Annotated in this window: 1 protein-coding gene; it reads right to left on the reverse strand. The window is 41.2% G+C overall.

Annotated elements, in window-relative coordinates; genetic code table 11:
• Positions 1-1,229 (reverse strand): autotransporter outer membrane beta-barrel domain-containing protein (locus ACFIKN_RS08235; RefSeq protein ID WP_375658229.1); only part of this gene is annotated, 1,229 nt, incomplete at both ends.

Below are 1,229 nucleotides of genomic sequence, written 5' to 3' on the forward strand. Positions count from 1 at the left end.
AGTGGTGGAGATACTCAACATTTTGGCATTTTGCAATTTTGCGGTTTTGCCAATGATAGCATTGCCGATATCTCCTTTTAGAATTCCATAGGATAACAGTGTATCCATATAGAAACCATTGTTATGCTGCACGCTGCCATAAGCTGTTAGTGACCATTTATCCAATGTGCTCTTACTTACATCATCCATATCCTTTGGAGCGAAAGACAGCCGCCCATAGGTGCCTACAAGACCGAAATGTGTTGTGGTATTTTGTCCTTCTAATGCTGCGAATGTGACACCGGCTTGTAGAGCAGCATAGCGGATATCAGCACCATAACCATATTTGAGAGGTCCACGTTCAGAAGATAAGGTTCCTGTGTTTCCGTAAGTATAGAGGAAGAAACCGGTTTGTTTTTCTTCTTCTTTTCCTAAAACAGATGTTCTGATATTGGCTAAGAGTGCGTTTTGTTTAGCCATATCGGTTAATCCACTATAGAAGAGAGCATTTGGCATGACTAAATAGCTTGCTGTTTGTGGTACAGGGGCAACGGTAGGGATATTTGTTTCAGGATCAGGATTTGAACCAGAATTGGAGTCAAGCAGTTCGGGTTGCAAACGGAAATCCCAGAAATTTTCATTCTTTTCATCAAAGAGGTTTTGTGCAATATCGGCGTTGCCTTGGCTTGAGTCTGGTCCATAGGCACGTAGTGTATACATATCTGGTAAGCCACCTCTTGTGGTATAGCCATTTACCAGTTTGAAAGAGTTTTCCTCTGCTTTTCCAGAAACTTGAATAAGTGAAAGACCCCGGACATTGGCAGTAGCAGAGGTATTTGCTTCGATATTGTTCTCTTCTAAGCGCCCCGTGACATAAACTGATGTGTTGCCAGAGACATCCCCATGGATCAAAAGTCTATCGGTTTTTTGGTCATTTATTGCAGCACCATCACTCCAAGCCGTGTTGAAGTAAATCTTTGCATCACCCGTTGCATTGTAGACTTCTTGCGTGTCTGGTTTACCAGAACCTATATGCAATGTTTGGTAATGATCTTCTGTTGGTTTCTCAAAAACAATGGAGCTGTTATCGAGATTAAGCGTGGAAATATCAGAACGAGATCTTTGAGCGATATCAAGCAGATTGCCATCATCATCTTTTTCATTTTTGCTGATTTTTAACGTCCATGTTGTATTGTTTTTCAGATCAAAACGTACATTTCTGTCTTTAGCAATATTCGCTCTGCCTTCTA

The sequence above is a fragment of the Bartonella sp. CL436QHHD genome (assembly GCF_042195105.1).
Classification (GTDB): domain Bacteria; phylum Pseudomonadota; class Alphaproteobacteria; order Rhizobiales; family Rhizobiaceae; genus Bartonella.